Origin of the sequence: Myceligenerans xiligouense (assembly GCF_003814695.1) — a bacterium.
Classification (GTDB): domain Bacteria; phylum Actinomycetota; class Actinomycetes; order Actinomycetales; family Cellulomonadaceae; genus Myceligenerans; species Myceligenerans xiligouense.
Genome location: NZ_RKQZ01000001.1, coordinates 4,508,242 through 4,531,005 on the forward strand (window position 1 = coordinate 4,508,242; position 22,764 = coordinate 4,531,005).

Annotated in this window: 18 protein-coding genes; 4 read left to right on the plus strand and 14 right to left on the minus strand. The window is 72.7% G+C overall.

Going from position 1 to position 22,764, the window contains the following annotated elements; translation table 11 throughout:
• Nucleotides 1-173 precede the first annotated feature (173 nt).
• Both EDD34_RS19600 and EDD34_RS19605 read left to right on the plus strand, forming a co-directional pair.
• Nucleotides 174-1,820: an AlkA N-terminal domain-containing protein gene (locus EDD34_RS19600; RefSeq protein WP_211341643.1), complete on the plus strand. Its 1,647-nt coding sequence runs from the start codon at nucleotides 174-176 to the stop codon at nucleotides 1,818-1,820.
• Nucleotides 1,821-1,888: 68 nt separating this feature from the next.
• Nucleotides 1,889-2,398 carry a methylated-DNA--[protein]-cysteine S-methyltransferase gene (locus tag EDD34_RS19605; protein WP_123816056.1) on the plus strand — a complete coding sequence of 170 codons (510 nt, stop codon included), beginning with the start codon at nucleotides 1,889-1,891 and terminating at the stop codon, nucleotides 2,396-2,398.
• Nucleotides 2,399-2,541: 143 nt separating this feature from the next.
• On the opposite strand, the gene EDD34_RS19610 is transcribed toward EDD34_RS19605, so the two are convergent.
• The 3 genes from EDD34_RS19610 to EDD34_RS19620 all read right to left on the minus strand — a co-directional run bounded on the left by EDD34_RS19610 (nucleotide 2,542) and on the right by EDD34_RS19620 (nucleotide 6,003).
• Complete coding sequence (locus EDD34_RS19610) at nucleotides 2,542-3,474, minus strand: carbohydrate ABC transporter permease (protein ID WP_123816057.1); 933 nt, start codon at nucleotides 3,472-3,474, stop codon at nucleotides 2,542-2,544.
• The gene (locus tag EDD34_RS19615; RefSeq protein ID WP_425462368.1) at nucleotides 3,471-4,457 is read right to left on the minus strand and encodes a carbohydrate ABC transporter permease; all 987 of its coding nucleotides are present in this window, start codon (nucleotides 4,455-4,457) and stop codon (nucleotides 3,471-3,473) included. The genes EDD34_RS19610 and EDD34_RS19615 overlap by 4 nt, the downstream gene beginning before the upstream one ends.
• Before the next feature lie 157 nt (nucleotides 4,458-4,614).
• Nucleotides 4,615-6,003, minus strand: coding sequence for an ABC transporter substrate-binding protein (locus EDD34_RS19620; protein WP_123816058.1), 1,389 nt, complete (start codon nucleotides 6,001-6,003; stop codon nucleotides 4,615-4,617).
• 313 nt (nucleotides 6,004-6,316) lie between these two features.
• Here EDD34_RS19620 and map point away from each other — a divergent pair, with 313 nt between their 5' ends.
• Nucleotides 6,317-7,093: a type I methionyl aminopeptidase gene (map, locus tag EDD34_RS19625; RefSeq protein WP_123816059.1), complete on the plus strand. Its 777-nt coding sequence runs from the start codon at nucleotides 6,317-6,319 to the stop codon at nucleotides 7,091-7,093.
• A 27-nt stretch (nucleotides 7,094-7,120) separates the two neighbouring features.
• Here the strand turns inward: map and EDD34_RS19630 are convergent, their stop codons facing one another.
• The 4 genes from EDD34_RS19630 to EDD34_RS19645 all read right to left on the minus strand — a co-directional run bounded on the left by EDD34_RS19630 (nucleotide 7,121) and on the right by EDD34_RS19645 (nucleotide 12,477).
• On the minus strand, nucleotides 7,121-7,972 hold the full coding sequence (locus tag EDD34_RS19630; RefSeq protein ID WP_123816060.1) for an HAD family hydrolase: 852 nt from the start codon (nucleotides 7,970-7,972) through the stop codon (nucleotides 7,121-7,123).
• Between the two features lie 128 nt (nucleotides 7,973-8,100).
• On the minus strand, nucleotides 8,101-8,952 hold the full coding sequence (locus tag EDD34_RS19635; RefSeq protein WP_246012584.1) for an HAD family hydrolase: 852 nt from the start codon (nucleotides 8,950-8,952) through the stop codon (nucleotides 8,101-8,103).
• Nucleotides 8,953-9,039: 87 nt separating this feature from the next.
• Nucleotides 9,040-11,310 carry a hypothetical protein gene (locus EDD34_RS19640; RefSeq protein ID WP_123816062.1) on the minus strand — a complete coding sequence of 757 codons (2,271 nt, stop codon included), beginning with the start codon at nucleotides 11,308-11,310 and terminating at the stop codon, nucleotides 9,040-9,042.
• 54 nt (nucleotides 11,311-11,364) lie between these two features.
• On the minus strand, nucleotides 11,365-12,477 hold the full coding sequence (locus tag EDD34_RS19645; RefSeq protein ID WP_123816063.1) for a diacylglycerol/lipid kinase family protein: 1,113 nt from the start codon (nucleotides 12,475-12,477) through the stop codon (nucleotides 11,365-11,367).
• 73 nt (nucleotides 12,478-12,550) lie between these two features.
• On the opposite strand from EDD34_RS19645, the gene serS reads away from it, so the two are divergent.
• The gene (gene serS / locus EDD34_RS19650; RefSeq protein ID WP_123816064.1) at nucleotides 12,551-13,825 is read left to right on the plus strand and encodes a serine--tRNA ligase; all 1,275 of its coding nucleotides are present in this window, start codon (nucleotides 12,551-12,553) and stop codon (nucleotides 13,823-13,825) included.
• A gap of 37 nt (nucleotides 13,826-13,862) precedes the next feature.
• Here serS and EDD34_RS19655 read toward each other — a convergent pair whose 3' ends face one another.
• The 7 genes from EDD34_RS19655 to hemE all read right to left on the minus strand — a co-directional run bounded on the left by EDD34_RS19655 (nucleotide 13,863) and on the right by hemE (nucleotide 22,719).
• Nucleotides 13,863-14,660, minus strand: coding sequence for a glycosyltransferase family 2 protein (locus tag EDD34_RS19655; protein WP_123816065.1), 798 nt, complete (start codon nucleotides 14,658-14,660; stop codon nucleotides 13,863-13,865).
• Between the two features lie 140 nt (nucleotides 14,661-14,800).
• Complete coding sequence (locus tag EDD34_RS19660) at nucleotides 14,801-15,619, minus strand: DUF5926 family protein (protein WP_123816066.1); 819 nt, start codon at nucleotides 15,617-15,619, stop codon at nucleotides 14,801-14,803.
• 102 nt (nucleotides 15,620-15,721) lie between these two features.
• Nucleotides 15,722-17,287 carry a hypothetical protein gene (locus tag EDD34_RS19665; protein ID WP_123816067.1) on the minus strand — a complete coding sequence of 522 codons (1,566 nt, stop codon included), beginning with the start codon at nucleotides 17,285-17,287 and terminating at the stop codon, nucleotides 15,722-15,724.
• Nucleotides 17,288-17,530: 243 nt separating this feature from the next.
• On the minus strand, nucleotides 17,531-18,790 hold the full coding sequence (locus EDD34_RS19670) for a hypothetical protein (RefSeq protein WP_123816068.1): 1,260 nt from the start codon (nucleotides 18,788-18,790) through the stop codon (nucleotides 17,531-17,533).
• Between the two features lie 301 nt (nucleotides 18,791-19,091).
• On the minus strand, nucleotides 19,092-19,880 hold the full coding sequence (locus EDD34_RS19675; RefSeq protein ID WP_123816069.1) for a hypothetical protein: 789 nt from the start codon (nucleotides 19,878-19,880) through the stop codon (nucleotides 19,092-19,094).
• Between the two features lie 239 nt (nucleotides 19,881-20,119).
• The gene (locus tag EDD34_RS19680; RefSeq protein WP_246012585.1) at nucleotides 20,120-21,613 is read right to left on the minus strand and encodes a protoporphyrinogen/coproporphyrinogen oxidase; all 1,494 of its coding nucleotides are present in this window, start codon (nucleotides 21,611-21,613) and stop codon (nucleotides 20,120-20,122) included.
• Nucleotides 21,610-22,719 (minus strand): uroporphyrinogen decarboxylase, encoded by a 1,110-nt coding sequence (gene hemE / locus EDD34_RS19685; RefSeq protein ID WP_246012586.1) that lies wholly within the window; start codon nucleotides 22,717-22,719, stop codon nucleotides 21,610-21,612. The genes EDD34_RS19680 and hemE overlap by 4 nt, the downstream gene beginning before the upstream one ends.
• Nucleotides 22,720-22,764 lie beyond the last annotated feature (45 nt).

Below are 22,764 nucleotides of genomic sequence, written 5' to 3' on the forward strand. Positions count from 1 at the left end.
AACGCGAGTTTGTCGCGCTCCGCCCGGAATCTTCCCAGGGTCTCCCCAGGAGCGGGTCCGCTCCTCACCCGGTGTTCCCCACACGGCCCCTGGCGACGCGGTGCGACGGCGGCCCGTCGTCGCGTCCGATTTCCGCTAGCCTTCGGCCGGGAGGGCGGCGCACGATGGGACGCATGACCGACGTCGTCCACGATTCAGCGGCCGGGCGCGACGCGCCGGACGGTCCGCTCTTCGCCGAGCGGTACCGCGCGATCGCGGCGCGCGACATGCGGTTCGACGGGCAGTTCTTCACGGCCGTCCGGACCACCGGGATCTACTGCCGGCCGTCGTGCCCGGCGCGCACGCCGAAGCCGGCGAACGTCACGTTCTACCTGACCAGCGCCGCCGCGCACGACGCCGGGTTCCGGGCGTGCAAGCGCTGCCTCCCCGAGGCCACGCCCGGCACACCCGAGTGGAACCTGCGCCAGGACCTGGCAGGGCGGGCGATGCGGCTGATCGCCGACGGCGTGGTGGACCGCGAGGGCGTCGACGGCCTGGCCGTACGTCTCGGCTACTCGGTGCGGCAGATCAGCCGCCTGCTCGCCGGGGAGCTGGGCGCCGGCCCGCTGGCGCTGGCGCGCGCGCAGCGCGCCCAGACGGCGCGGGCGTTGCTGAGCGAGACGGATCTGCGGCTGGCCGACGTCGCGTTCGCAGCCGGCTTCGGCTCGATCCGCCAGTTCAACGACACGATCGTCGAGATCTTCGCGGCCACGCCGTCGGAGATCCGGGCGCGGGCGCGGCGCCGAGGCAACGGCGCGGCCCCCCGCACGACCATGGCCCGCGTTCCCCTCGCCCCGGTCGACGCCGGCGAGACCGGCGAGAACGACGCCGAGGGCCGGCCGACCGACCGGCAGCTGCTCCGGCTCAGCCTTCCCGTGCGGCTGCCGTTCGACGCACGGGGAGTGCTCGCGTTCCTGGCCGCTCGCGCGATCGACGGCGTGGAGTCGGCGGATCTCGCCGGTCCCGATCTCCGCTACGCCCGGACCCTGACGCTTCCGCACGGTCCGGGCGCCTTCGAGGTGCGCTACCGCGAGCCGGACCGCTCCGATCCCTCGGCCGCCGACCGCACCGCGTCCGTGGGCGTCACGGTCGAGGTGTCGCGACTCGCCGATGTTCCCGTCGCCGTGACCCGCATCCGGCGGCTCCTGGACCTGGACGCCGACCCGGTGGCCGTGGACCGCGCGCTGGCGGCCGACCCCGCCCTCGCGGCGGGCGTCGCCGCGGCGCCCGGGATCCGCGTGCCCGGCGCGGTGGACGCCGCCGAGCTGCTGGTGCGGGCGATCGTCGGGCAGCAGATCAGCGTCGCCGCCGCGCGCACGCACCTGTCCCGGCTCGCCGGCGCCGTCGGCATGCCGTACGCGTCGGGCATCCCCGGCCTCTCGCGGTTGTTCCCCACCCCGGAGCAGGTGGCCGACGGCGCACGCCACCACCTGCGGCTCCCGGCCCGCAACATCGGCACCATCGAGACGACCATGCGCGCGCTCGACACCGGTGATCTCGCCGTCAGCGTCGGGGACGACCCCACCGAACTACGGCGTCGTCTCGTGGAACGCCCCGGGATCGGCCCCTGGACGGCCGGCTACGTGGCGCTGCGGGTGCTCGGGGACCCGGACATCCTCATGGACGGCGACGTCGCACTGCTGGCGGGCGCGCGCACGCTGGGCCTGCTCGACGGCGAGGCGCCGCGTGCGCGGCAGTTCCGCGAGCTCGCCGCCCGCGGCTCGGCCTGGGCTCCGTGGCGCTCGTATGCCGCGATGCATCTCTGGCGGCGTGCCTCCTGACGGCCCGCACGGCAGCACACCCACCCTCGCACCCGACACCTCACCCGCCACACCGAAGGACGCTCCTCGTGCACACCACCACCATCGCCACCCCGGACGGCCCGTTCACCCTCGTCGCGTCCGACGACGCCCTGCTGGCCTCCGGCTGGACCGAACGCGTCGACGACCTCGTCGCCCTGATCCATCGCTCTCTTGTCCCCGCCCCCGCCCCCGCGGAAGGCACCCCACCGGGCACCGGCGTCCTGGCCGATGCCGCCGAGGCCGTCAGGGCCTACTACGACGGCGACCATCACGCCCCCTCGCGCGTACCCGTCCGCCAGGCGAGCGGGGAGTACCGCGCGCACGCGTGGGACGTACTGCGCGACGTCGCTCCTGGTGAGCGGCTCACCTACACGGAGTACGCGGTCCGGACCGGCCGGCCGTCCGCGGTGCGCGCCGCGGCGGGGGCCTGCGCGATGAACGCGGCGGCACTGTTCGTGCCGTGCCACCGCGTCCTGCGCACGGACGGCACGCTGGGCGGATTCCGCTACGGCCTGGGCATCAAGGAAAGCCTGCTCCGCCGGGAAGGAACGGAGTAGTACGGAAACACGTCCAGTTCACGCTCTACGGCCCCCGGCCTGGCGCCGGCCTCAACGGGGCGCTCACCGTCGCGTCCACGCGAAGCGGCCCGGGACCGGAGTGATCAGCCTCCGGTCCCGGGCCGCAGCCGGGCGCGAAGATCTCAGCCCTTGACCGCCCCCGCGAGCATCCCGCGCACGAAGTAGCGCTGCAGGGCCAGGAACACGATCACCGGCACCACCATCGAGATGAACGCACCCGCCGACAGCACGTGCCAGTCGCCGCCGCGCGAACCCGCCAGCTCCGCGATGCGCACCGTGAGCGGGAAGGTGCGCAGGTCACCCATGACCAGGGCGACCAGCAGGTCGTTCCACACCCACAGGAACTGGAAGATGCCGAACGCGGCGATCGCCGGCGTGAGCAGTGGCAGCATCACCTGGAAGAAGATCTTCACGTGCCCGGCGCCGTCGACCCGCGCCGCCTCGACGAGCGACCTCGGCACGTCCTTCATGAAGTTGTGCAGCAGGAAGATCGCCAGCGGCAGCGCGAAGATCGAGTGCGACAGCCAGATGGTCCAGAAGGTGCCGTTGATGTTGAAGTCCACGTACGCCGACAGCAGCGGCACCAGCGTGATCTGGATCGGCACGATCTGCAGGGCGAACACCGCGATGAAAAGGATGTCGCGTCCCTTGAAGTCGATCCACGCGAAGCCGTACGCGGCCAGCAGCGCGATGGTGATCGGGATGAACACCGCGGGCAGCGTGACCACGAACGAGTTCACGAAGAAGTCGATCATGTTGGTCGAGCTGCCGAACAGCGCTGTCTCGTAGTTCCGCAGCGAGAACACGCCCTCGCCCGAGAAAGCGTCCCCGAAGACCGTCCACCACCCGCTCGTGCGGATGTCCAGCTCCGGACGGAACGACGTGACGAGCAGCCCCACGGTCGGCACGGTCCAGATGATCGCGATCACGATCGCGAGAGTGCTGGCCCAGGGGTTGCTGAGAGCCTTGCGCGCCTTGCGCGCGCGTTCGTTCAGACCCGACGACGCCGGCCGGACGGGCTGGGGTGTCGGCATCTGCGGCGTGGTCGTGGTCATCGGATCTCCTCCACCTTGCGCTGCTGGCGCACGTTGTACACGACCACCGGCACGACGATGACGAACAGCAGGACGGCCAGCGCCGCGGCCATGCCGGCGTCGTTCTGCCGGAAGCCCTGGTCGTAGAACTCGAGGGCCACGATCGACGTGTCGAACTGCCCGGCCGTCATGGTCCGGACGATGTCGAACGTCTTGAGCGTGGTCATGGCGATGGTGGTGAGGACGACGATCAGAGCTGGCCGGATGCTCGGGATCGTGATGCGCCAGAACATGCCGAACCCGCTCACGCCGTCCAGCCGCGCGGCCTCCGTGATGTCGGTCGGGATCGCCTTGATCGACGCCGAGAGCAGGGTCATGGCGAAGCCCGTCTGGATCCAGACGAACACGACCATGATGAGGAAGGTGTTCAGCGGCCTGCTCAGCAGCCACTGCTGCGGCTCGCCGCCGAGCCACACCATGAACTGGTTCAGCACGCCCGTCTGCTCGACACCCTGAGGCTTGAACTCGTAGACGAACTTCCAGATGATCGAGGCGCCCACCATGGAGATCGCCATCGGCAGGAAGACGAGGCCCTTGGCAATCTTCTCGAACCGGCTGCGGTCCACGAGATAGGCATAGACGAGACCGAGGAAGGTGGCGACGAGTGGTGCCACGAGAACCCACAGTGCCGTGTTTCCCAGCACGATGAGGAACTGCGGCTCGGTGAACGCCCGCACGTAGTTGTCGAGACCGACGAAGTCGCCGGAGTTACGGCGCAGGAACGACGTCCAGATCGTGCTCAGCGCCGGGTAGACCAGGCCCGCCAGCAGGAGCAGCAGGGCGATGCCGGTGAAGCCGAACCCGACGAACCAGCGCGGCGGGTTCCGCGGCCGGTCGACGACGAAGAGGATGATCGCCATCAGCACCACGAAGAGCACGATCGCGATCAGCATGAGAAGCAGTTTGTGCACCGGGTCGTCGCCGGCGTACTTCAGCCAGTCCAAGGGAGTTCTCCTGACTTGAGGGGTGCGGTCCGCGCCGTCGGGGACCCTGATCTGCCGGGACGGCCCGGCGCTGACGCACGCAAGGTAGCGTCATCGCCGGGCCGGAGCGAGGAGGCGTGCGGGCGAGTTGTGCCCGCACGCCTCGGTGCGATCAGTCCTAGGGCCAGGACTTCTCGATGTCGCTGGTGACCTGCTCGGTCGACCTGTCGCTCGCGAACCACTCGGTCATCCCCGACCAGAACGAGTCGGTACCCACCGCGGACGGCATCAGGTCCGACCCGTCGAAGCGGGCGACCGTCGCCTCGTCGGCGAGGATCTCCGCCGACAGCTTGTCGAAGTCGGTCGCGAGGTTCTCCGGGTCCATGCCGTTGTTCGCGCTGACCCAGCCGCCCGCCGGCGTGGCCGCCGCCTTGGCGTTGGCCCAGTCGGAGCTGGACAGGTAGGTCTGGAACGCCTCCACCTCGGGGCGGTCCGTGAACGCGCCGATGAACTCGCCGGCCACCAGGGTCGGCTTCTCGTCGGTGGTCTCGGCCGGCAGGTAGAACGCGTAGACGTCACCCTCCGGGCCCACCTCGGTGCCCTCCGGCCACTGCGTCGCGTAGAAGTTCGCGGCGCGGTGCATCCAGCAGTTGCCCTCGAGGATGGGGTAGCCCGCGTCCGTCCAGGAAGCGGTGGCGATCGAGTCGACGCCGCCGAGGCCGCCGTTCACGTGGTCCGGGTTCTTGAGGATCTCGCCGGCCATGTCGAAGGCCTCGACGATCTGCGGGTCGTCGAACGGGATGTCGTGGGAGACCCACTGGTCGTAGACCTCGGGACCGGCGCTGCGCAGCACCATGTCCTCGATCCAGTCCGTGGCCGGCCAGCCGGTCGCGTCACCGGACTCCACACCCGCGCACCACGGCCGGGTCGCACCCTCGTTGCCCTCGGCGATGGTCTCGGTGAGCGTGATCAGGTCGTCCCAGGTCTCCGGGATCTCGTAGCCCGCGTCCGCGAACATGCTCGGGGAGTACCAGACGAACGACTTGACGTTCGAACCGAGCGGCGCGGCGTAGAACGTGCCGTCGACCGTGCCGTACTCCTTCCAGTCCTCGGACCAGAACTCGTCCACGTTCGCCTCGACCTGCTCGGGCGCCGGCAGGACGGCGTCGTACTCGTTGACGAGCGTGCTCAGCAGACCCGGCTGCGGGAGGATCGCGATGTCCGGCGGGTTGCCGGCCTGGACGCGGACGGGCAGCTGCGCCTCCATCTCGCGGGAGCCCTCGTACTCGACCGTGACGCCGGTGCACTCCTCGAACGGCTCGTACGATGCCTGCTGCGTCTCCGCCTCGGGCTCGACGATCGTGGTGTACACGGTGACCGTCGTACCTTCGAGGTCGCCGAACTCCTCGTAGGCGGCGCAGTCGATCTCGAACGCCTCGGCGTCGCCGCCGTCGCCTCCGGATCCTTCGTCTGTGTCGGCACAGGCGCCGAGCACAAGCGCGGTGCTTGCGATGCCGGCTGCCAGGGCGATGCCCCGGCGTCGGCTGCCGAACTTCTGGATCCTCATCGGTTCCTCCACTGCCATGTGGTAAGCGATTCTGACGTGCAGGTACACCTTGACCCATGGCCAGGAGACCCGTGACCAACGGAACCCCGCTTCGCCGCCGGATGCAAGCGTTTCAACGTTGTTGCAACATTACGAAACCGTTGCGATCGTTTCGGCATCCGAAGAAGGCTCCTCGTCCGAGCATAGGCACAGGTACGCACGGACGGCTCGGCGCCACCGCGACGCGGGGCCACGTAGGCTTGTCCCCGCACGCCTGCGGCATCGCGGACGCGCTCTTGCCGACAACAATCCCCGCCGCCACAGAAGGACGGACATGATCGAGCTGAGGACCCCCCGCGAGATCGACGAGATGCGGCCCGCCGGGCGTTTCGTGGCCGAGGTGCTCACCGCGGTCCGGGCGGCGGCGAAGCCGGGCGTGAACCTGCTCGAGCTCGACGAGCTCGCCCACGAGATGATCCGCGATCGTGGCGCCCAGTCCTGCTACATCGACTACCACCCGTCGTTCGGCGCGATGCCGTTCGGCAAGGTGATCTGCACGTCCGTGAACGACGCCGTGCTCCACGGCCTGCCGCACGACTACGCGCTGCGCGACGGCGACCTGCTGTCGATCGACTTCGCGGTGTCGGTGAACGGCTGGGTGGCGGACTCGGCACTCTCCTTCGTGGTGGGCAGCCCCGCGCCGGGCCGGGCCGAGACGGACGCCAAGCTCATCCGCACCAGCGAGCTCGCCCTGGAGGCCGGCATCGCCGCCGCCACCGTCGGCAACAAGGTGGGGGACATCTCCGCGGCCATCGCCAAGGTGGGGCACGATGCCGGGTACTCGATCAACACCGACTTCGGCGGTCACGGCGTGGGCCGCACCATGCACGGCGACCCGCACGTGCCGAACGACGGGCGTGCCGGGCGCGGTTTCCCGCTGAAGCCGGGCCTGGTCATCGCGGTCGAGCCGTGGTTCCTGGAGACCACCGACGAGATCTGGACCGACCCGGACGGCTGGACCCTCCGCTCGAAGGACGGCTCCCGCGGCGCCCACAGCGAGCACACGATCGCGATCACGGAGGACGGCCCGATCGTCCTCACCGCGCGCTGACGACGGGCGCGCCGGCGGGCACGGCGGTCACACGGACAGCAGCACCGGGACCAGGCCGTCGTCGTCCAGGGTTCCGGTGACCTCGTCCGCGCCGGCCTTCACCAGGTCCGGGGAGTGCCCCATCGCGACACTCCGCGAGGCCCACGCCATCATCTCGAGGTCGTTCACGCCGTCGCCCACCGCGATCGTGCGGTGGTCCGCGACGCGCAGCGTACGGCGGATGATCTCCAGCGACGTCGCCTTGCTGAGCTGGGTGGGCGTGACGTCGATCCAGTCGTCGGCGGTGGGAACCGCGGTCACGTCGAGGGAGCGCAGCGGGCCGAGGAGGCGCTCCGACACGTCGGCCCCCCGGACGATCGCGCGGGTCACCGGGACGGACCACAGGTCGGCGAGCGGTACCACCTCCTGCCGCCCGTTCACCTTTCCGTCGGGAAAGCGGTCGAGCACGCGGTAGCCCCAGCCGATCTCCTCGACCGCCAGGTTGACCTCGGGCACGAGGGCGAGCGCCCGCTGCAGCACGGGCTCGGGGTCGAAGGTCCGGACGTCCTCCAGGGCGTAACCGCCCGTGGCACCCAGCGTCAGCCGCGCGGTGACGGCACCGTTCGACGCCACCACCCAGCCGGTCTGGATCCCGAGCTGGTCCGCGATGGGAAGGATGCCGACGAGCGAGCGCCCGGAGGCGAGCACGACATGGTGCCCGGCGGCCCGCACCCGGGCCACGGCCTCGCGTACGGGGTCGGTGATCTCCAGTGTTCCGGAGGTGGCGATCGTTCCGTCGATGTCGAGGGCGACGAGCGCCGGCTCTCCGAGCGTTCCGGCAACGGCGTGCGTGGTCGCGGTACGGGTAGCCCGCGTGGCGGACAATGGCTCCAGTTGCATGCCGCAGACCTCCGGCGTCGCCGCGATAAATCTCACCCACCGGGTGAGACTGGTCACAAGGTACCGGATTGATGCGACGGCACATAGCCGTATCCGTGATTCAGCCGAAAACGGGAATACCGTTCACATCACAGACGCTCGTCCAACAGTGAACGCAGTACCGGCACCACACCGTTCTCCTCAATGCCCCCTGTCGTCTCGCCGGCCGCGTCGCGAACCCGTTCCGAGGCGTGCCCCATCGCGACTCCGCGCGCCGCCCAGCGCAACATGTCGATGTCGTTGGCGCCGTCACCGACGGCCAGCGTGCGCTCCGGCGACACGCCGAGTGCCGCACGCACCCGCTCCAGGCCGGAGGCCTTCGTGACCCCCATCGGCGCGATGTCCATCCAGGCCGACCAGCCGACCGCGTACGTCACGTCCTCCAGGCCGATGGCCTCGGCGAGCCGGTGGAACTCGTCGCTCGAACTGTCCGGCGCGCGAACGACGACACGCGTCACGTCCGCCGACCACAGTTCCTCGAAATCCACGATCTCGTGCTCGCCCTGCAGTTCCCCGTCGGGAAAGTGCTCGGTCAGCCGGAATCCGATACCGACGTCCTCCACCGCGTAGCGGGCGTCAGGCAGCTCCTCCCGCAGGAGCCGGAGCGCCGGACCGGGATCGAACGTCTCGACGTGCTCGAGCTCGTACCCCTCCGGAGCGCTCCGGTCCAGGCGGGCCACGACGGCGCCGTTGGAGGCGACGATCCAGCCCTCGTCGATCTTCAGCTCGGCGGCCAGGGGCGTCATCGAGATCAGCGACCGGCCCGACGCCAGGATCACGTGGTGCCCCGCCGCCAGGACGGCGGCGATCACCTCGCGCGTCTCGTCCGCGAGCTCCTCGTCGTAGGTGACGAGGGTCCCGTCGATGTCCAGGGCCACGAGCCAGGGGCCCGTGCTGCGCGACGGCGTCGCGGCGGCCGCCTCGAGATCCGGAGTAGTCACGTCCTGAACTGTACGACCACCAGCGTTCCGCGCGCTGGAACGCGACATGGCGAACAGCCGAACGGTGACACCGCGGGCCGCGGCGGATCATTTCCCGAGTGCTGCACGGTCCACGGCCGGACCTGCGGCGCCCTGCCCGGTGCGGTCACCCGTGCGGCCCGCCACGCCGAGCACCGTGAGCGTCAGGAGGGGGACGGCGACGACGAGGCAGATCATCCCGATGCGGAGGCCGAAGTCGTTGATCAGCGACCCGATCACCGCCACCAGCCAGATCGCGGCCACGGCAGGACGCAGCAGGGGCCAGGCGGAGCAGGCCGCGACGGACCATGCCGGTTCCAGCCTCCGTCCCAGCACGGGCGTGAAGAGCACGAGCGCCACCGCCAGGAGCAGGAGCACCGTCACCCAGACCGAGGGCCCGGCCAGCACCGACCGCGCCGCGTAGGCGGCCTTGCGTGCCAGGAGGGACCACGCCTCGCCCTCGATCACGTCGGCCACGAAGCGACCCAGGTGCGACCGCTGCGCGGCGGGCCGCAGCCAGTCCGCGACACCGATCGCCGCGACCAGCACCGCCCCGCCCGCGGTGACCGCGACGATCCGCCGGACCCGGAGCCGTCCGCCGTAGGCCGCGATGCCGAGCACGGCGAACGCCGGCACGAGCGCCGGACCGCCGCCGAGGTCCGCGCCGAACTGCGGCAGCACGTCCACGATCACCGCCACCAGCCCGACGCCCGCGACCGCCGTCGCGGCGAGCCCGCGCCGTCCGCGGGAGACGAGCCACTGCGCCAGGGCGGCGGCCAGCACGAGCCCGGCCACCGCGTAGACGCAGAACGTGGGGTTGCCGAACCCGTAGAAGCGGGCACCGTAGCTGGGCGCCGCGCCCAGCGGCGCGGCCCGGTTGAGCACCGTGGAGGCCAGCCCGTCGACCGTGAGCACGACGAACGTCACACCGGCGAGGAATCCGGGACGAGCCCATGTCCGCCGCGCCGGGACGAGCGCGGCGAGGCCCGCGAGCAGGCCCGCGATCGCGACCACCGCGGCGCCCAGCGCGAGGCCCGGCAGGGGGAACCGCCACCACCCCGTCAGCGACGCGAGGAAGCCCGCCACCGGGACGGCGCTCAGGAAAAGCGCCGCTCCGACGGCCGCCGCACGCGCCCCGCTCGCACGTCCCCGGGCCGCCGCCCACCAGCACAGCCCCGCGAGCGCGAGCGCAGCCCAGAACCCACCCTCCACCAGTACCGAGTACGCGGCGCGACGCTCGTGGTCGCGCTCGGTGAGGTCGGCCAGCGCGTCGATCGTCTCCGTTCCGGACGCGGGCCGGTCCGCGCCCGCGAGCAGGGGTGTGTCCTCGATGCCGTCGGCCGCCGCCAGGCCGGCCGCGGCGAGCAGCGTCGCCGGCAGGTCGCCCGCGCGTGCCACGCCCGTCGTCCGGGTGGCCGACGACGTGAGGTACCGCGGCCCGGCACCGTCGGGTCCCGCGGGCCGGAGCACCAGCCCGATCCCGAGCCGCGGCCCGCGCTCGCGCTGGTTCGCCAGGTCGGCGACGACGACGGTCGCGTCCTCCGGTACCTCCGCCAGCACCCGCCGGACCTCGGCGTCGACGGCGGCCACGCGCTCGGCGCGCAGGTCCTCGGCGTCCGCCCGGTCGATCTCGTCGTGCGCGAGGAGGGCGCTTCCCGCGTCGATCACGGTGACCGGGCACTCGAACGCCTCCGGCCCGACGTCGTCCGCGTAGCGCCCGACCGAGCCGTCCGCCCGGGCCACGGCGACCGCCGCTCCGGCCCCGACGGCCGTCGTGCACATGCCGTCCAGCGCGTCGCCCAGCCTGCCGAGGCGCGCGCCGTAGGCGGACCCGCGCTGCAGCGCCTGCCAGTCCGCCCACCCGGCGACGACGGCCTGCGTGTCCTGGCCGGCCGCGGGCTCGACGGCAGGTTCCTCGCACGCCGCGCGCGGGGCCGGGGCGGACTCCGCGAGACCTCCGGCCGACAGGGCCAGCCAGCCTCCGGCGGGACAGCGTGCCGCGGCGCCGGTGGTGAGCGCGAGCCCCGCCGCGTCCGCCCCGCGGCGGTCGGCGAGCCCGGCGTCGTCGAGCAGACCGGCCAGGTAGGGGGCGAGCGGCGGTTCGGCCGGCTCCGCCCCCGCGAGTTCGTCGCCGACGCCGTCCACCGGGGCCTTCAGGTCGGACCATCGGACGCCGGTCGTGCCGACGAGGACGACCGGCCCCTCCGGGACCGCCGGGGCCGCCGATCCGGCGCCGGCCACACTCCCGCCCGCCGCACCGAACCCGGAGACTCCGGGCACCACGAGTATCGCGGCCAGCGCCGCGAGCATCACCGCCACGGCGGCCGGTCGTCGGATCACCGCGTCAGCCTACGGTGGGGGCACCGGACACGCGGCGAGGAGGGCCGGGCCGGCTCACGGCGCCCGGACCCGGAGGGCGGCGGCGTCGACGCGGGACGAGATCTGGACGGCCCGGCCGAGCGGGTCGCCGTCCACCTGCACCTCGTCGCCGCCGCTCACCCGCACGCGGGCCCGGCGGCACGTGGCGTGGTCGATCCGGCCCAGCTTCTCCGGCAGGTCCGACCGGACACCCAGACCCTGCATCGCGACCTCCACGGTGAGCTGGGCCCAGCCGAGCACGCCACCGCGCGTGTCGACGGCGGCGACGTCGAGCACGCCGTCGTCCAGGACGGCGTCGGGGAGCAGGGTGATGCCGCCCGGCAGCATCCCGCAGTTGCCGATCATGATGCTGCGCAGGCGGGCGTCGGCGGGAGGCCCGTCGTCGAGCCAGATCCGCGCCTTGAGCCGCCGCCCCCGCAGGTGCGGGAGCCCGGCGACGAAGTACGCCATCCAGCCGACCCGCTTCTTCAGCACGGGGTCGGCGCCGGCCACCATCGCGGCGTCGAACCCGAGCCCGGCGATGACGAGGAAGATGTGCTCGGTCTCGGTGTCGTGCGGGGGCTCGTCGGGGTAGGCCGGGTCGTCGTCGCGCGCGAACTCCTCCACGCGCATCCAGCCGACGTCGATCGTCCGGTTGCGGCCGTCGCACACGACGGCGATGGCCCGTTCCGGATCGGCGAGAGGGAGGTCGAGGTTCCGGGCCAGCAGGTTGCCCGTACCGACGGGGATCACGCCCATGGGGACGTCGGTGCCCACCAGGGCTTCCGCGACCGCGCGCACGGTGCCGTCCCCGCCCGCGGCGACCACGACGTCGGCCCCGTCCTCCACGGCGCGGCGGGCATGGCCCTGTCCGGGGTCCTCGACGGTGGTCTCGTAGAAGGCGGGCGGCGGCAGACCGCGTTCCACGCACGCCGCCCGCACGCGGTTGCGCAGGCCGGTGGTGCCGCGCTTCGAGGGGTTGAGGACGACGGCGATCCGCCGGGGCCCCTGCTCCTCCGGTGCGCGCTCGGTGACGGCCCCGAGACGACGGCGCATCACCACCACGCGCGTGTAGATCCGCAGCGCGACCCCGAGTGCGGTCACGGCGATGACGATCGCGGCGACTCCGAGCCACACCTGCCAGTCCATGGGGTGATTATCCCCAGTGAGAGGGCGTTCTCACGCCACGGCCCCCGCGCCCCGCGCCAGTAGGCTGGGGCCCGTGATCGATCTGAAGCAGCTGCGCGAGAACCCCGACGTCGTGCGCGCGAGCCAGACGGCCCGCCGCGACGACCCCGCCCTGGTCGACGCGGCCCTGGAGGCCGACGCGACTCGGCGCTCCTCCCTGACGGCGTTCGAGTCCCTGCGCGCGGAACAGAAGGCGCTGGGCAAGCAGGTGGCGAAGGCTTCGGGTGACGAGAAGACGGAACTGCTGACCCGCACCAAGCAGCTCGCGCAGCAGGTCAAGGATCACCAGGCCACGGCGAACGCCGCGCAGGAGCGTCTCGACGAGATCCTCTGGGAGATCGCGAACATCGCCGAGGGCGCGCCGGCAGGTGGCGAGGAGGACTTCGTCGTGCTCCGCACCGAGGGCACCCCGCGCGACTTCGCCGCCGAGGGCTTCGCCCCGCGCGACCACCTCGACCTGGGGGAGGGCCTCGGCGCCATCGACACCCAGCGCGGCGCGAAGGTGTCCGGCTCGCGGTTCTACTACCTGACGGGGGTCGGCGCACGCCTCGAGCTGGCGCTGCTCAACCTCGCGATGGACCAGGCCGTGGCGGAGGGCTTCACGCCCGTCATCACGCCCACCCTGGTCAAGCCGGAGACCATGCGCGGCACCGGGTTCCTCGGCAAGCACGCCGACGAGATCTACCGGCTGGAGAAGGACGACCTGTACCTGGTGGGCACCTCGGAGGTGGCCCTCGCGGGCTATCACTCCGACGAGATCATCGACCTGACGGGCGGGCCGCTGCGGTACGCCGGCTGGAGCGCGTGCTACCGGCGTGAGGCCGGGTCCCACGGCAAGGACGTGCGCGGCATCATCCGCGTGCACCAGTTCCACAAGGTGGAGATGTTCAGCTACTGCCGCCCGGAGGACGCGGCGGCCGAGCACGAGCGGCTGCTGGCGTGGGAGGAGAACATGCTGGCCAAGGTCGAACTGCCGTACCGCGTGATCGACACGGCGGCGGGCGACCTGGGATCCAGCGCGGCCCGCAAGTTCGACTGCGAGGCGTGGCTGCCCACCCAGGAGCGCTACCTGGAGCTGACCTCGACATCGAACTGCACCACGTTCCAGGCGCGACGCCTGGGCGTGCGCGAGCGGACCGACGACGGCTCGACCCGCACGGTGGCCACCCTGAACGGCACGCTGGGGACGACCCGGTGGATCGTCGCGATCCTGGAGAACCACCAGCGGGAGGACGGATCGGTGTCCGTGCCGGAGGCGCTGCGCCCCTACCTGGGCGGCGCGGAGGTGCTCGAACCGGTCAAGGGGTGAGCCGAGCACCGGGACCGGGCTCGGCTCGGGCCCGGTCTCAGTGCCGGACCTGGTTCGTGGTGTGACGGACCGAGTCCATCGCACCACGCATCTTGCGGAAGTTGATCGCCACGAGCACGTCGCGGTACTGGGCGGCGCGGTGCATCTGGCCCTTCAGGTCGTTGGCCGACGCGCGGTGCCTGAGGTCGCAGGGCACCTCGACGGCGACGTATCCCCCGCGGAGCAGGTCGATGGTCATCCCCGTCTCCACACCCCAGCCCTTGGCCAGCGGCGTGACGGACTCGAACGCCTCGCGGGTGAGGCATCGCATACCGGACAGCGGCTGCCGAGGGCTCCACCCGGTCATCGCCTGGATCGCCTTCCGGGCGGTGCCCACGACGATCCCCCTGCCGCCGGCTCCGGGCTGCTTGGGCAGGAGCGCGATCGCGACGTCGGCCACGCCCTCCAGGACGGGCCGCACGAGCGGCGCGGTGTTGACGGCCGTGTCGCCCAGATCGCCGTCGATGAACAGGAGGAGGCGCGGCGGGCGCCCGTCGGCGTCACGCATCGCCACGACGGCCGCGCCGGTCTCCATCGCGGAGGCCTTGCCCCGGTTGTGTGAATGCCGGACGACGACGGCACCCGCGCCGCGGGCCACGTTCGACGTGTCGTCATCGGACCCGTCGTCGACCACGAGCACGAGATCGACGTGAGGGATGGCGCGGGCCGAACGCACCGTCGACGCGATGCGCTCGGCCTCGTCCTTGGCGGGGATGATCACGGCGACCCGCTGGACGTTCTTCCCTTGTCGTGTGCTGCCTGGACGCCGTGTCTTCGCGACCGGAAGAGCGTTCACACCTGTCCTGCCTAGAGCGTTGGTCTGCGTGAAATCGGGGCAAGCCCCGCACAACAGAGTGCAAAGGTTTACCCTCGGGATCCTACTCCACGAGTTGCGGAATTACCGTGAACACCCGGTGATATTGAGCGCTGCCCCTTTCACCGCAGGGTGACCTGCCGCGAGACGATACCCGCTCTCGCGCGTCGCTCGTTCGCATCGAGCGGCCCTTCCGTGGCAAGTGCTTTCGTGAGCCGCTCCGAGAACTCGGCGATCGGCTCCGCGACATCGGCCGCCTCGGTGCCACGCGGCAATTCCCAGACGGGCACGATCAGGCCTGACGCACGAAAGGCGCCGACAAAACGCCCACCGGCGAGTCCTGACTCGCGCTTGGCGTGCAGACGGGAAAGTGCATTGATGACCTCGTCCTCCGGCTCGGGACGCGCCCAGCGCACGAACTCACGGGTCATGCGGCACCAGTAGGCGGCCTCGACACCGTCGAGCTTCACCGTGGGGATCGCACTGGCGGACGCCTCCTCCAGTGACTCCTGGACGTCAGGAGTGACATCGGCATCCCGGGCCAGCCAGTAGTCGAACCCCTCGTGGACGGTCACCTCGAACGGCACCGAGGAGTCGAGCACGTCCTGCAGCCGCGGAGCGTCCGGCGCGGGCACACCCTGCGGCTCCACCGGCGTTCCCGGCTCGGCGTCGAGCGCGGCGAGCAGAGCCGCGGCGAGATCACGGCTGACGTCGCCGGAGCCGACGATGCCCTGCACCGCGAGCAGGACCGCGCCGTCGGCCCGGTGCAGGGCCACCCAGCCGGCCGGAAGGTTGGTGACGACCGTGACATCGCGCGAGCCGTACTCGGAGGTGGTGCGCGCCGTCCCCGTCGCCGACGGCACCACCTCGCGGAACGCGACCCAGTCGGGTTCGCCGGGAAGTCCCTCGAAGGGGCGGAGCACGAAGTCGTTCTGAGCCATGCGGGCGAGTCTATCGGTGCCGAGCGAATGTCACACCTGGTACCGATACGCAACATTGGCTGCGTGCTGGTAGCGTTTCGCCACCCCGAGGGCTCCTGAGTATCAGGAGGTGGTGTTCGGAACCTGGACCGGGACGGGCTCGCCGTTCCGGCCCGCACGGTTGGCGACCAGCAACGCGCCCGCGCCGCCGACGACCAGCGCACCCGCCAGCCCGGTCAGGGCCGCCGCCTCGGTGCCGGTGGTCGCCACCCGCAACGGGGCGTCGATCGTGGCCTCCCTGGTGGCGGCGTCCGCCTCCTCCGCCACCTGGTCGACCACCGTGGGCTGGTACGAGAGGAACTCGGCGCCCGCGGGGGCGAGCGCCCCCCGCGCACCCTGGCCGAGATAGCCGTGCGCGCCGCCCTGAAGCGTCGGGCTCCCGCGCTCGGCGAGCCCGGAGGTGTCCTGCCGCACGCCGCTCGCACCGGCCCCGGAGGCACCGTCCGCGCCACCGGCGTCGCCCGTGACGGCGACGTCCGCGTCCACCACCCCGGCCGCGCCTGCGGACGCCTCGACGCCCTGCGTATCCGCACCCACCGTGACGTCGGCGACGTCCTGCACGTCGGCGTCGACCGAGACGCCCGCCCGGCCTGCCCCGACCTCCGCCTTGACGCCACCCGCCCCGACGCGGACGTCGACGCCCTCGTCGGAGGCGGACAGGGTGAGATCGACGTTGCCGATACCGATACCGCGCAGCAGGTCCGAGGAGGTGACGGACACGGACCCGCCCGCGGCCTCCGAGGCCGGCCGCGCGTCGGACCCGTCCCGCTCGCCGCCGGCCGGCACCTTCATGTGCCGCGGCTCGTAGTCGCCGGAAGGCTTGTGGTCACCGGACGGCTTGTGGTCACCGGACGGCTCGCGATCGCCGGACAGGGTCTCCGGGCCGAACCCGAGCGCCTTCGCCGTCGCCTCGAACGCGAGGAGCTCCCCGCTCGCCTCGGCACCGTCAGGTGCTCCGGAGGAGGACGGTTCCTCGGGCGCCCGCTCCTCCTCCCCGTCGACGCTGTAGTCGATGCCGGCGGACGCGAAGTAGTCCACGCCCTTGCTCGACCCGCCGTCGGCCTGCTCGTCGGACCCGGCCGCCTTCCCGGCGCCTCCGTCCTGGCCACCGGTTCCCTTGCCGGCGCCCTGGCCCTTGCCCTCGGAGCGTGCCGGAGCGTCGTCCGCGCCCGCCGCACCGGAGGCCTTGTCGGCCGGCACCGAGCCGGTCACGTCCTCCACGACGTCCTCGACCGGTTCGGTCACCGTGTCCACGGTCTCGGTCGCGTCCTCGACGACACCGGCCGCCTCGTCGGTCGCGGACTCCGTGGCGTCCTCGGCGGCGTCGGTCACGCCGTCCACGACGTCCGACACCACGTCGTCGACGTCGCCCAGGATCCCTCCGGCCCGCACCTCGACCGTGCCGTCGTCCTTGACCTCGACGCCGCGCTCGGCACCGCCGAACTTCGCGCCGGGACGGTCGTCACCGTACGCGCGGCCGAAACCGTCGCCGTCGCGGTCGGTCTCGCACTCGGACGCGAAAGCGGGCGCGGCCGCGGTCCCCGCGGCCGTCGCGAGCGCGATGGTCGCGACAACGCGCTGGACCTGCTTCGTGGCCGTGCTCTTGCGTGTCGTCTTTGCCTGCTTCATCAGCTGCTTCCCCCGTGGAGGCGGTCCGAGAGTCCTTCAGTGCGTACCTTCAGGACAGTATCGCTCCGGGTTGCCTTGATATAGCCCGGAACGGGCGATCTATGCGGCGCACCATAACGATGGTGTAACAAGGGGTCAAGTCAGGCAGCTGGCCGCCGGAATGCGAGCCATGCAGGGAATTTACCGCCGCGAACGCGGCGGCCCGGCCCCGCGGACGGGACCGGGCCGTGGTGACTCAACGCGTCACTGGAGCAGACCGGTGGCCTTGCCCAGCACGCCGTCCAGGCCGGCCGTGCCGGTCACGCCGTCGACCTCCTCGGTCACACCGTCCACGACGTCACCCGCACCGGTCACGTCCGTGACGGCGCCGGTCACACCGTCGACCGTGCCCGTCACGCCGTCCACGGCGCCGGTCACGCCGTCGGCCGTGCCGGTCACGCCGTCGACCTTCTCGGTCACACCGTCCACGACGTCACCCGTACCGGTCGCGTCCGTGACGATGCCGGTCACGCCGTCCACGACACCGAGGCCGTCGACCTCACCGACGGTGCCCTGGAGGGCCGGGTCCACGGCGTCGGTCGCGGCACCCGGAGCGCCCTTCACCGTGCTCGTGGCAGAGCCCTTGACGGCGTCGGCCGCGGCGAGCGCACCCGGCGCGATGTCGCCCTTGACGTGGCCCACGGCGCCCGGGACGACGTCGTCGGTCACCGGGCCGGCGGCACCGGGCACGACGCCATCGGTCACGGCGCCGACCGTGTTCGGCACGACCTGGTCCGTGACGGCGTCCGCGGCACCGGGCACGACGCCGTTCAGCGCCGTCGACATGACGCCCGCGGCGGCCCCCGTCGCCGGCGCGATCGTCGTCGGCAGGCCACGCAGCATGCTCGCGGCGAGACGCGAGACGCCGGAGGTGACACCCGGGACGTTCGACACGACGTCCGCCGCCGGCGACGTGCCCTCGGCGAGGAGGGACGGCGCCGCCGCGACGGCGCCCGGACCTGCGGTGCCGACGGTGCCGAGCGCGGTGTCGGCGGCCGAGCCGGCCGCCTCGGTCGCGCCCTCGCCCGAGAACTCCGGCAGGGCGTAGTTCGGGGCGAGGTAGGAGGTCGGGGAGACCATCGGGGGCATGACGTCCTCGGCGGCCGACCTGGCCTCGCCGACGACCGTCCCGGCCGCGCCGAGGTCCGCCAGGCCGGTGGGCACGCCCGGCACGTCAGCCGCAGGCACGTCGGTGACCGGCAGGGCGAGTTCGGGCAGCTCCGCGGCCGGGAGGTCGGCGTCGGGCAGCTCCGCGGCCGGCAGGTCGGAGACCAGGGCGTCGTGGTCCGGCAGGTCCACGAGGTCGGTGGTGGGCAGGTCGCCGAGGCCCAGGTCCGGCTGGGGCAGGTCGGCGGCGATCGCCGGGGTGGTCGCGCCGGCCGCCGCGGTCGCGATGGCCACGGTCGCGACGGTCCGCGAGACCGGCGTCGATCCGGTCTTCTTCTTCGGTGCTGCGTGCTTCAAGGAGCTACCCCCATTGCTCAGGCGCGGTGCGCGAATTCGAAAATTCCCCTTGCGTGCCGCCGAAGCTAGCGGCGGTGAGGAGGTGAAAAAAGTCCCCCTCACCACGCGCGGGTTCATCAAGCGACATCAACGCGGCAGTTCGCACGGGGGCACGAAATCGCCCGTTCCGAGGTTCCGTGACGAAGATCACATTTTGCTGACGGTGCGAGTGCTCATCTGCGGTTTCGCGGGGCAGCCGGCGCCGGAAGACCGAGCCGCCCGGCCCCGCACCTGCGGGACCGGGCGGCCGTGACTCGGTGGGTCACCCGACGAGACCGGTGGCCGTGTCCAGCACACCGTCCACTCCGGCCGTCCCGGCCGCGCCGGTGGCGGCGTCCTCGACCTGACCCGTCACGCCACCGATGACGTCGTCGCCCGGCATGCCACCGATCGTCCCCGCCACGTCGTCGAGCGTGCCGGTCGCGCCGTCCGCCCCGTCGGCCACCCCGGTCGCGCGCTCGACGACGCCGGTGACGCCGCCGACCTCGTCCACCGCACCCCGGACAGCCGGGTCCACGGCGTCGGTCGCGATCGCCGGGGCGCTCTGCGCCGCGCTCTCGGCAGAGCCCGTGACCACCTCGGCCGCGGCGAGAGCGCCCGGCACGACGTCGCCCTCACCCGAGAACCCGGGCAGGGCGTAGTCCGGGGCGATCTGCTCGACCGGGGGGATCGACGCGGGCATCGCCGTCCCCGCGACCGCCTCGGCCTCGTCGGCGACCGCCGCGGCCTTGTCGACGACGCCCCCGGCCCCGGCGAGGTCCGTCAGGCCGGCGGGGGCGTCCGGTCCGAGCTCCGGAACCTCCACGCCCGGGAGGTCGACGCCCCGGGGACCCGGGACGGCACTTCCCAGATCGGAGACCAGTGCGTCGTGGTCGGGCAGGTCGACGACGTCGGTGGTGGGCAGGTCACCGAGGCCGAGGTCCGGGTGGGGGAGCTCGGCCGCCACGGCCGGGGTGGCCGCGCCGGCCGCGGCGGTCGCGATGGCCACGGTCGCGATGGTCCGCGAGACCGGGACCGACCCGGCCTTCTTCTTCGGTGCTGCGTGCTTCAAGGAACTAACCCCCTGGATCAGGCGCGGTGCGCGAATTCGGTCCCCTTGCGTGCCGCCGAAATTAGGCAACGGGAGCAGAAGTGCGACATCGCACTTGTGGTTCGCCACACACCAAGGCGCACCAACCCGGCAGTTCGGGGAGAAGCACGATCTCGCTCGCCCGAAGGTTCCGTGACGAGGGTCACACTCTTGCCGCTCGCGAGGCGCGGCGGGCCCCCGTCAGCGACCTCAGGGCCCCGTCAGCGACCTCCTGGGGCGCCGGTGGCAACAGCCGCACGCGCGTGCGCGACGATCGCCGCCAGCCCCGTGCCCGCCACCCAGCCCCCGGTGACGGTCAGCCCGGGAACTCGCGCGGCGGCATCGAGGAACTCGCGGACCCGTTCGCGGTACGCCGGCGTGGGCGGCGGGAGCGCGCCGTCCCAGTGCTGGGTCATGACGTCGCGGACGCGCCCGGTGAGGTCCACGCCGAGCAGGCCGGACGCATCACTCGCGGCCTCCTCCGGCGTGGGCGCGCGCGTCGGTTCACCGATCCGCCCGTAGCTCAGCCGGACCACGTGCATACCGGGCCCGGCCGCCTCGCGCACCCGCTCCGCGAGCCACGGCCACTTGGCGGTCGAATGGGTGAGCGCCTTCGCGCGTACCGGTCGCCGACCACGGCCGCCGGGCCCGGCGGCACCCGGCGCGACCAGCATCCCGGTCCCGCGTGGTGCGGAGTCGAGCTCGGGTGCGGCCACCAGGAGGGTCGCGAGCCAGATGTCCGCGCCACGCTCCGGAACGGGCGGCTGCGGCTCCGCACCCGCGCCCGCCGGCGTCGCCGGGCCCGACAGGCCGGACCACCGGCGCGCCAGCAGCGGCGCGACGCCGGCCGTGGCGACCACGAGACGATCCGCGTGGAACGTGGCGGACCCGTCGCGGGTGTCCGCGGTGATCGTCCAGTCGCCGCCGGGCCCCGCACGACGTCCCGCGTCGATCCCGGTGACGCGGTGCCCGGTCCGCACGTCGAGGCGGTCGGCCAAGGTGTCCACCAGCGCGTGCACGCCGCCTTCGACGCCCCGGACGGCGGCTCCCGGCGGCGCGGCGGCCCGCAGCCTCGACACCGCCCGGGACAGCGACCCGGTCTCCGCGAAGGCTCGCCGCAGCCCGGGAGCCACGGCGTCGACGTCGAGCCGCTCCAGCGGTGCCGAGTGGACCCCGGCCGCGACCGCCGTGACGAGGCGGTCGGTGATCCGCCGGCCCATCCGTGAGCGTGCCAGCGCCCCGAGGTCGTCGAGGTCGGCGAAGCGGCGCGGCAGCACCCGGTCCAGCGAACCCCGGAGCGCGCCCGGCCATCCGACGGCCCGGCGTACGTCCGCGGCCCACGGCCGCGACGGAATGCCGAGGACGCCCGCCGCGGGCAGGGGGAAGGCCTTCCCCGCGGCGAAGCCCCAGGCCCCGGCGGCAACCGGCGACTCCACCCGCAGCCCGAGCTCCACCGCGAGCCGTTCGACGACGCCGCCGCGTACCGCGAAGGACTCCGCCCCCAGGTCGATCGGCACTCCGGGCAACAACTCGAACGCCCCGCCGCGCACGGGACCGCCAGGACGCTCCGACGCCTCCAGCACGACGACCCGTGCCCCGCGCCGGCTCAGCTCCCAGGCGGCGACCAGGCCCCCGATCCCTCCGCCGACCACGACGGCATCCACGACGGCGTCCACGCCGGTTCCCGCCGGCGACGCCGCCCCGTCCACGGTCACAGCGAGTGGGCCAGCTCCACGACGCGGGTCAGCACCGCCGGGTCCGTCTCCGGCGGAACCCCGTGGCCGAGGTTCAGCACGTGCGCCGGGGCCTCGGCACCCCGCGCGACGACGTCGCGCACGTGGGCCTCCAGGACCGGCCAGGGCGCGGCCAGCAGCGCCGGGTCGATGTTTCCCTGCAACGGCACGCCGGGCAACGCCTCGGCGGCCTCGTCCAGCGGCGTCCGGTAGTCCACCCCGACCGCGTGCTCCGCCACGCCCGCGGAGACCAGCACGTCGCGCATCGCGCCCAGCAGGTGGCCGGTCCCGGTCCCGAAGTGGATCCCGGGCACCCCCAGGCCGGCCACGTGCGCCAGGGCCCGCGCCGACGCCCCGGCGACCCGCCCCGTGTAGTCCGCGTGGGAGAGCGACCCGGCCCACGAGTCGAAGAGCTGCACCGCCGAGGCGCCCGCCTCCACCTGTGCCCGGAGGAACATCCCGGTCAGGTCCGCCGTCCACGACACCAGGCGGTTCCACGTCTCGGGCGCGGCGTGCATCATGGTCCGCGCCGCGAGGTGGTCGCGCGACGGGCGGCCCTCGACCAGGTAGGCGGCCAGCGTGAACGGTGCCCCGCCGAACCCGATCAGGGGCGTGGAGCCCAGCTCGGCCACCGTGAGCGCCACGGCCTGGCGGATCGGCGCGAGGGCGTCGTCGTCCACCGACAGGGACACCAGGCGCTCGACGTCCTCGGCGGTCCGGTACGGCCGGTCCATCACCGGCCCGACGCCGGGAGTGATGTCCACGCCCACGCCCGCCAGCCGGAGCGGCACCACGATGTCGCTGAAGAAGATCCCGGCGTCCACACCGTGCCGCCGCACGGGCTGCAGCGTGATCTCCGACGCGAGCTCGGGCCGCAGGCAGGAATCGAGCATCCCGATCCCCTGGCGCACCTCGCGGTACTCCGGCAGGGAACGGCCCGCCTGACGCATGAACCAGACCGGCAGGTGCTCCGGCCGGTCCCCTCGCAGCGCGAGGATCAGCGGAGCGGCGGCGGTCCGCCCGTCGACGAGCGGATGGTCGGCCGGAAGGGCGGCGTCCGCGGAGTGAGCGAGGGTGGCGAGGTTCACGCTTACCGATTGTGCCTTGCGGCATGCCACCCCATAAAGTCGGGG